Genomic DNA, 8,268 nt, shown 5'->3' with positions numbered 1-8,268 from the left:
GCCCACCACGGGGGCTGCCCCGGCCAGCAGCTGCGCCGGTTTGACCGCCCCGCCCCGGCGGCGGACATGCCCGCCCGGGCCCCGGCGGCGTCCCAGCTGGGCCAGTGGCCCTGCCAGATCAAGCTGGTGCCGGTGAACGCCCCCTATTTTGACGGGGCCAAGCTGCTCATCGCGGCGGACTGCACCGCCTTTGCCTACGCCAACCTGCACCAGGATTTCATGCGGGGCAAGATCACCTTGGTGGGCTGCCCCAAGCTGGACAACGTGGACTACAGCGAAAAGCTCACCGCCATCATCCGGGACAACAACATCCAGAGCGTGACCATCCTGCGCATGGAAGTGCCCTGCTGCGGCGGGCTGGAATTCGCGGCCAAAAAGGCCCTGCAGGCCAGCGGCAAGTTCCTGCCCTGGCAGGTGGTGACCATCTCGGTGGACGGCCGGATCCTGGACTGAAAAACACCGTGAAACCGAATAAAACACAACAAGCGGACGATACTTTCCGTACTGCGGATCGGAGGTTCAGTATGAGGATGAAGAACATTTCCCAGGCCGAAGTGCTGGTGCTCAAGGACCAGATTGCCTACCAGGAAGGGCAGGTGGTCAGCAAGACCCTGGCCCAGAACCAGGCGCTGAGCATCACTCTCTTTTCCTTTGCCAAAGGGGAGGAGATCAGCACCCACGCATCCGGCGGCGATGCCTTCGTGACCTGCCTGGACGGGGTGGGCAAGATCACCATTGACGGCAAGGACTATCTGCTGAAAGAAGGGGAGTCCATCGTCATGCCCGCCGGCCATCCCCATGCCGTCTACGGCCAGGAAGCCTTCAAGATGCTGCTGGTGGTGGTGTTCTGAACACCGCCTGCACAAATATACCAAAACCACACAACCAAAGGAGAATGTACCATGAAAGCATTTGTTGATCAGGATACCTGTATCGGCTGCGGCCTGTGCTGCGCCACCTGCGACGCCGTCTTCCGCCTGGGAGACGAGGGCAAGTCCGAATCCTACGGCACCGTTACCGAGGAAAACCGGGACGATGTGCAGACCGCCATCGACAACTGCCCGGTGTCGGCCATCAGCTGGCAGTAAGATATCCCCCCAAAATTCCAATCACCCCATAAGGAGAACCCTACCCATGGATCAGAAGATGTTTTGTTATCAGTGTCAGGAGACCGCCGGCTGCAAAGGATGCACCATGGTGGGCGTCTGCGGCAAACAGCCCGACGTGGCCGCCATGCAGGACCTGCTGGTGTATGTGAGCAAAGGCCTTTCCGCCGTGACCACCGCCCTGCGCAAGGCCGGACAGCCGGTGCCGGCAGCGGTCAACCATCTGATCACCCTCAACCTGTTCACCACCATCACCAACGCCAACTTTGACAAGCAGGCCATCATGGCCCGCATCCGGGCCACCCTGGACACCAAGGCCGAGCTGCTGGCCAAGCTGGGCGATACCGCCAGCCTGCCCGAAGCCGCCCTGTGGGACGGGGCGGGGGACTGGGACGCCAAGGCCAAGCAGGTGGGGGTGCTCTCCACCGAAAACGAGGACATCCGCTCTCTGCGGGAGCTGATCACCTACGGTCTGAAGGGTCTGTCCGCCTACTCCAAGCACGCCAACGCCCTGCTGAAGGATGACGAGGACACCGACGCCTTCCTGCAGCGGGCCCTGGCCGCCACCCTGGACGATAGCCTGACCGCCGACGACCTGGTGGCCCTGACCATGGAAACCGGCAAGTACGGCGTGGCGGGCATGGCCCTGCTGGACGCCGCCAACACCGCCGCCTACGGCAATCCGGAGATCACCCGGGTTTCCATCGGGGTGGGCAAGAACCCCGGCATTCTGGTGTCCGGCCACGATCTGCGGGATCTGGAAATGCTGCTGGAACAGACCCAGGGCACCGGGGTGGACGTGTACACCCACTCCGAGATGCTGCCCGCCCACTACTACCCGGCCTTCAAGAAATACCCCAACTTTGTGGGCAACTACGGCAACGCCTGGTGGAAGCAGAAGGAAGAGTTTGAATCCTTCCACGGCCCCATCCTCATGACCACCAACTGCATCGTGCCCCCCAAGGACAGCTACAAGGACCGGCTGTACACCACCGGCGCCGCGGGCTATCCGGGCTGCAAGCACATTCCCGGGGGCATCGGGGAGCCCAAGGACTTCTCCGCCCTCATCCAGCAGGCCAAGACCTGCCCGCCCCCGGCCCAGATCGAGACAGGCGAGATCGTGGGCGGCTTTGCCCACGCCCAGGTGCTGGCCCTGGCGGACAAGATCGTGGAGGCGGTCCAGTCCGGTGCCATCAAAAAGTTTGTGGTCATGGCCGGCTGCGACGGCCGCGCCAAGAGCCGGGAATACTACACCGAATTCGCCAAGGCCCTGCCCGGGGATACCGTCATCCTCACCGCCGGCTGCGCCAAGTACAAGTACAACAAGCTGGACCTGGGCGACATCGGGGGCATTCCCCGGGTGCTGGATGCCGGCCAGTGCAACGACTCCTACTCTCTGGCGGTCATCGCCCTCAAGCTGAAGGAGGTCTTCGGCCTGGAGGACATCAACGACCTGCCCATCATCTACAACATTGCCTGGTATGAGCAGAAGGCGGTCATCGTGCTGCTGGCCCTGCTCTACCTGGGGGTCAAGAACATCCATCTGGGCCCCACCCTGCCCGCCTTCCTCAGCCCCAACGTGGCCAAGGTCCTGGTGGACAACTTCGGCATTGCGGGCATCGGCACGGTGGAAGAGGACATGAAACTGTTCTTCGGTGAATCCTGCTGAAATTTTTGCGCACTATTGCCAAAAGCGGGTGCACCGGATTGTGCAGAAGGGCAAAAATCAACAAAGTGCTTGACAAACCAGAACGAGGTGTGTAAACTCAAAAACAATTCAACGGTTTAACCCGTTGAAGCAAACCGATGACGCAGAGAAGTACGCAGGAAGGTGTTTCCCCAAGAGAGCCGCGGGCGGTGAGATCGCGGCGGAAAGGCCCCTGCCGAATGGACTGCCGAGGGCGGGCCGAACGGAGAATCTCCCAGTAGGACCCGACGGAATTCCACCGTTACAGGGAACGATGTGTGTTGGCACGTCGAAAGAGGGGGCGAAGAGTCTTCTTCGTCAATTTGGGTGGCACCGCAGAAGCTTTTCCGGCTTTTGTCCCAAAGGGTATTTTTACACATGCCCCGTGGGACAAAAGCCGTTTTTTTGTCCCTCAGGGCCCACGGAAAGGAGCCGACAAGATGGCCGCAGAAAAAATCCCTTACAAGATCTACCTGTCCGAAGAGGAAATGCCCCGCACCTGGTACAACGTCCGGGCCGACATGAAGAACAAGCCCGCGCCGCTGCTCAACCCGGCCACCGGTCAGCCCATGGGGTACGAGGACCTGCGCCCGGTGTTCTGCGATGAGCTCATCCGCCAGGAACTGGACAACGACACCCGGGAAATTCCCATTCCCGACGAAATCCGGCATTTCTACAAGATGTACCGTCCCTCCCCCCTGGTGCGGGCCTACTGCCTGGAGAAAAAGCTGGGCACCCCCGCCAAGATCTACTACAAGTTCGAGGGCAACAACACCTCCGGCAGCCACAAGCTGAACAGCGCCATCGCCCAGGCCTACTACGCCAAACAGCAGGGCCTGAAGGGGGTCACCACCGAGACTGGCGCCGGCCAGTGGGGCACCGCTTTGTCCATGGCCTGCGCCTACCTGGGCCTGGACTGCCAGGTGTATATGGTCAAGTGCTCCTATGAACAGAAACCTTTCCGCCGGGAGGTCATGCGGGTGTACGGCGCCTCGGTGACGCCGTCCCCCTCCACCACCACCCAGGTGGGCCGCCGCATCCTGGCCGAACACCCCGGCACCACCGGGTCTTTGGGCTGCGCCATCAGCGAGGCGGTGGAAAAGGCCACCACCACCCCCGGCTACCGCTACGTGCTGGGCAGCGTGCTCAATCAGGTGCTGCTGCACCAGAGCGTCATCGGCCTGGAATCCAAGGCCGCCCTGGACAAATACGGGGTGGTGCCGGATATCATCATCGGCTGTGCGGGGGGCGGCAGCAACCTGGGCGGCCTGATCTCCCCCTTCATGGGCCAGAAGCTGCGGGGCGAACAGGACTACCGCATCATCGCGGTGGAACCCGCCTCCTGCCCCAGCTTCACCCGGGGCAAGTTCGCCTATGACTTCTGCGACACCGGCATGGTCTGCCCCCTGGCCAAGATGTACACCCTGGGCAGCAACTTCATCCCGTCCCCCAACCACGCGGGCGGCCTGCGGTACCACGGCATGAGCTCGGTGCTCTCCCAGCTGTACCACGACGGCCTGATGGAAGCGGTGGCCGTGGAACAGACCAAGGTCTTTGAGGCCGCCGAGGAGTTCGCCCGGGTGGAGGGCATCCTGCCCGCCCCCGAAAGCAGCCACGCCATCCGGGTGGCCATCGACGAAGCCCTGCGCTGCAAGGAAACCGGGGAGGAGAAGACCATCCTCTTCGGCCTGACCGGCACCGGCTACTTCGACATGGTGGCCTACGAGAAATTCCACAACGGCGAAATGACCGACACCATCCCCACCGATGCGGAACTGGAAGCCAGCTTTGCCCGGCTGCCCCAGGTTCCCGGTCAGGATTGAGCCCGTCGGAAAACTGCCATTCCCGGAATGCCGCCGGCACCCTCGCGGCCGGGCCGGCAAACCGCACGGAAAAGGTCCCGTCCTTTCGGACGGGACCTTTTTCTTGTGGGGTCACGGCTGCAGGGCGGTGCGCAGCCGGGCCCGGTATTCCTGGGGAGAAATACCGTACCGTTTGCGGAAACTTTTGAGAAAGCTGCTGTAATCCGAAAAGCCGTTTTCCAGGCAGGCGTCCAGAATCCGTTTGCCCGCCGCAATGTCCCGGCGGCAGCTTTGCATCCGCAGTTCGGTCAGGTAGTCGTGCACGCTCCGGGAGGTATAGGCCCGGAACACCCGGGACAGATGCTCCCGGCTCACATAGGTGTGGCGGGCCAGTTCGTTCACGTTCAGTCCCGGGTCCCGGTAGTGGGCCTGCAGGTAGGCGACAGCCCGGGCCACCAGGGGACTGGTGGCGGCGGGCGGGGCCACCCCGTCGGCGGCGATGATCTGCCGGATGCTCAGGGCCAATTGAATCAGAAGACAGCGGTACATCAGCTCTTTTTCGCTCTCGTTGGCCATGCCTGCCGCCGCGGCGGCCCGCTCCATCAGCTCCCGGATGCCCCAGTTTTCCACCGGCTCCCGGTGCAGAATCAGCAGGCGGTCGGGCAGGGCAGGGGCCGCCCCCGCCCCTTCCAGGCTCTGGTGCCAGAACCCGTCGTCCACCTGTAAGATCAGCCGGTCGTAGGTGTCGTAGTAGCCGGTGTGCACCGTTCCCGGGGGGATCAGCAGCAGTTCCCCGGGGCGCAGCTCGTAGCGGCTGCCGTCCACGTGATACCACGCCCGGCCGCTGACCATGTAAATGTACTCGTGGTAGGGGTGGGCGTGGGTCACCGACTGCCGCACCTGCCGGTTGGTGTACCAGCCCACCACCACCTTGTCCCAGGGCAGGCGGCGGGCGGCCAGCTCCTGGGTCAGGTTCTGGTCGGCGTAAGACAAGGCATGGGATTCCATGGCGGGGGCTCCTTTCCTGGGGGAATGACTCCAGTATATCACAAATTGCCATATTCTGGTCACAAAACAAGGCGGTTTTTCCGGAAAATCTCTGCTATGATGGAAAAAACAGGCCAAAAACAGGCAAAACGTGATATAGAACGGAGGCGCAAGGAAATGAAACTTTGCAGACAGTACCAGGGGATGGAACCCCACAAGGGCGGATTTCTGGTGCACACCAACTGCGCGGACATCTGGGTCTGCTTTGTCACCCCGGAGATCGTCCGGGTGCGGGTGGCCTTTGACCGCAAACTGGAGGAGGAATCCTACGTGCTGGCCACCACCGCCTGGGCGGACCGGCTGGACCCCCTGTTCGGGGACAGCCGCACCCGGGTGGAACCGGTGGCCCCCCGGGTGGAGGAAGACGGGGACAGCATCCGGTTTTCCACCGGGGCGGTGCGCCTGGAACTGGGCAAGGACCCGCTGGGGTTCCGGCTGTACAACGCCGCCGGGGACCTTCTGTACGCCGACCTGGCGGGCACCCCCTACACCCTGGATTCCAACCGGCGCATCACCCACTACAGCCGCATGGAGGAGGACGACTGCTTCTACGGCTTCGGGGAGAAGACCGGCCCGCTGAACAAGAACATGCGGTTCCTGCGCCAGCGGGCCACCGATTCCCTGGGCTATGACCCCGACCGGGCGGACACCCTGTACAAGCACATTCCCTTTTACATCCGGCTGAACCGCAAAACCCGCAAGGCGGTGGGGGTATTCTACCACAACTTCTACGAATCCGTCTTCAACATGGGGTGCGAGAAGAGCAACTACTGGCCCCGCTACACCTACTGGCAGGCGGACGGCGGGGACATCGACCTGTTCCTGCTGGCGGGGGACACCCTGCGCCGGGTGGTGGACAACTACACCCTGCTCACCGGCCGTCCGGCCCTGCTGCCCAAGCGGGCGCTGGGGTACCAGGGCTCCTCCATGTACTACCCCGAACTGGAAGAGAACAGCGATCAGGCGGTGCTGGATTTCATCGACACCATCAAGGAGGAAGGCTTTCCCATCGATGGCTTCCACCTTTCTTCCGGCTACACCGCCTGGCAGGGCAAGCGATGCGTCTTTACCTGGAACCGCAGGCGCTTTCCCGACCCGGCCGCCTACTTTGCGGCCATGAACGAAAAAGGCGCCCAGAACGTGCCCAACATCAAGCCCGGGGTGCTGCTGTGCCATCCCCGGTTCCAGGAATTCAGCGCCCGCCGCGTCTTTGTGCGGGATTCGGAGGAAGACACCTGGGCGGTGGGCAAATGGTGGGGCGGACCCGGGGCTTTCTGGGACTTCACCAGCCCCGAAGGCCGCCGTGCCTGGAAGGAATACCTCACCGCCGAGCTGCTGGACAAGGGCACCGACTCGGTGTGGAACGACAACTGCGAGTATGACAGCCTGCTGGACAAGGATGCCCGCTGCGATTTTGACGGCAAGGGCGGCACCATCGGCCAGCTCAAGGCGCTGATGAGCACCCTCATGTGCCAGGTGGGGGCCGAGGCCGTCACCGGGCACAACCCCGATGCCCGGCCCTACATCGTCTGCCGCAGCGGCACTTCGGGGGTGCAGCGCTACGCCCAGACCTGGTGCGGGGACAACTACACCAGCTGGCAGTCCCTGCGGGGCAACATTCCCATCATTACCGGCATGGGGCTGTCCGGCCAGCCCAACGAGGGCGCCGACATCGGCGGGTTCTTCGGCCCCGCGCCGGAGGAGGAACTCTTTGTGCGCTGGGTGCAGAACGGTATCTTCCAGCCCCGGTTTTCCATCCACTCGGCCAGCACCGACAACACGGTCACCGAACCCTGGATGTACCGGGACGCCGCCCCCCTCATCCGGGACGCCATCCTGCTGCGCTACCGCATGACCCCCTACCTCTATTCGGCAGAGTACGAGGCCAGCCGCACCGGCGCGCCGATCATGCGGCCGCTGGTCTACGAGTTCCAGGACGACCCCAAGGTCTACGACGAGAGCTATACCTTCCTCTTCGGGCGGGACATCCTGGTGGCCAACGTGCTGGAACCCGGCGCCGCCACCCGGCGGGTCTACCTGCCTGCGGGGGGCCGGTGGTATGCCTGGGACCGCTGCTTCACCTGCTACGAGGGCGGGCAGACGGTGGAAGTGCCGGTGACCCTGGAAACCATTCCCAGGTTCATCCGGGAAGGGGCCATCATCCCCATGGCGGACAACCAGCTCATGAGCATGGAGCGGGACCACACCACCCGTCTGCACCTGCTGCTGGCCCCCGGGCGGGACAGCACCTACACCCTGTACGATGACGACGGGGTGAGCAACGACTGCCGCAAAGGCGTCTGCCGCAAGACAAGCATCACCATGACCGGCGGCAATGTGGTTCGGGTGGCCTTTGCGGCCCGGGGCAGCTACACCGACTGGGTGGAACAGGTGACGGTGGAGATGATCCGCAAGGACCGCAGCCCCTACTGGGTGGCCTTGGGGGACCGCCGCCTGGAGCACTTCCTCAACCGCCGCAGGTTCGAGGCGGCGGCCGAGGGCTGGTATTACAGCCAGACCAAGCGGGCGGTGCTGGTGAAATACCGCAACCCCAAAAAGGACACCACCCTCACCGTCTCCTTTGAGGATTTCTACCGCATCGAAATGTAAAACGACAAAAAATCAC

The 8,268-nt window shown here is 63.2% G+C and carries 6 protein-coding genes, 1 pseudogene and 1 other annotated feature; of the genes and pseudogenes, 6 read left to right on the top strand and 1 reads right to left on the bottom strand.

What is annotated here, in order from left to right; genetic code table 11:
• From H6B15_RS13650 to H6B15_RS13630, 5 genes and pseudogenes are all read left to right on the top strand, one after another.
• Positions 1-453 (top strand): annotated as a pseudogene (locus tag H6B15_RS13650) (4Fe-4S ferredoxin); the annotation flags it as partial.
• A gap of 71 nt (positions 454-524) precedes the next feature.
• Entirely contained in the window at positions 525-851 is a 327-nt protein-coding gene (locus H6B15_RS13645; protein ID WP_204648559.1) for a cupin domain-containing protein, read from the top strand.
• 51 nt (positions 852-902) lie between these two features.
• Positions 903-1,088: a ferredoxin gene (locus tag H6B15_RS13640; RefSeq protein WP_204648558.1), complete on the top strand. Its 186-nt coding sequence runs from the start codon at positions 903-905 to the stop codon at positions 1,086-1,088.
• 46 nt (positions 1,089-1,134) lie between these two features.
• Positions 1,135-2,775 carry a hydroxylamine reductase gene (hcp, locus tag H6B15_RS13635; RefSeq protein WP_204648557.1) on the top strand — a complete coding sequence of 547 codons (1,641 nt, stop codon included), beginning with the start codon at positions 1,135-1,137 and terminating at the stop codon, positions 2,773-2,775.
• Between the two features lie 128 nt (positions 2,776-2,903).
• Positions 2,904-3,158, top strand: a binding site (T-box leader).
• Positions 3,159-3,233: 75 nt separating this feature from the next.
• The gene (locus H6B15_RS13630) at positions 3,234-4,616 is read left to right on the top strand and encodes a TrpB-like pyridoxal phosphate-dependent enzyme (RefSeq protein ID WP_204648556.1); all 1,383 of its coding nucleotides are present in this window, start codon (positions 3,234-3,236) and stop codon (positions 4,614-4,616) included.
• Positions 4,617-4,727: 111 nt separating this feature from the next.
• Here H6B15_RS13630 and H6B15_RS13625 read toward each other — a convergent pair whose 3' ends face one another.
• A complete protein-coding gene (locus H6B15_RS13625) occupies positions 4,728-5,603 on the bottom strand; it encodes an AraC family transcriptional regulator (protein WP_204648555.1) in 876 nt (291 codons plus the stop codon).
• Positions 5,604-5,759: 156 nt separating this feature from the next.
• On the opposite strand from H6B15_RS13625, the gene H6B15_RS13620 reads away from it, so the two are divergent.
• Complete coding sequence (locus H6B15_RS13620) at positions 5,760-8,252, top strand: TIM-barrel domain-containing protein (RefSeq protein WP_204648554.1); 2,493 nt, start codon at positions 5,760-5,762, stop codon at positions 8,250-8,252.
• The last annotated feature ends 16 nt before the right edge of the window (positions 8,253-8,268 follow it).

The organism is Gemmiger formicilis (assembly GCF_016900095.1).
GTDB classification, from domain to species: Bacteria; Bacillota; Clostridia; order Oscillospirales; family Ruminococcaceae; genus Gemmiger; species Gemmiger formicilis_A.
The sequence above is the reverse complement of the archived record's forward strand: the minus strand, read 5'-3'. Positions and strand labels throughout refer to the sequence as shown.

Excerpts from the sequence above, each read along its gene's own strand:
- H6B15_RS13645 (WP_204648559.1), top strand. The coding sequence starts at position 525 with ATGAGGATGAAGAACATTTCCCAGGCCGAAGTGCTGGTGCTCAAGGAC.
- H6B15_RS13640 (WP_204648558.1), top strand. The coding sequence starts at position 903 with ATGAAAGCATTTGTTGATCAGGATACCTGTATCGGCTGCGGCCTGTGC.
- hcp (WP_204648557.1), top strand. The coding sequence starts at position 1,135 with ATGGATCAGAAGATGTTTTGTTATCAGTGTCAGGAGACCGCCGGCTGC.
- H6B15_RS13630 (WP_204648556.1), top strand. The coding sequence starts at position 3,234 with ATGGCCGCAGAAAAAATCCCTTACAAGATCTACCTGTCCGAAGAGGAA.
- H6B15_RS13625 (WP_204648555.1), bottom strand. The coding sequence starts at position 5,603 with ATGGAATCCCATGCCTTGTCTTACGCCGACCAGAACCTGACCCAGGAG.
- H6B15_RS13620 (WP_204648554.1), top strand. The coding sequence starts at position 5,760 with ATGAAACTTTGCAGACAGTACCAGGGGATGGAACCCCACAAGGGCGGA.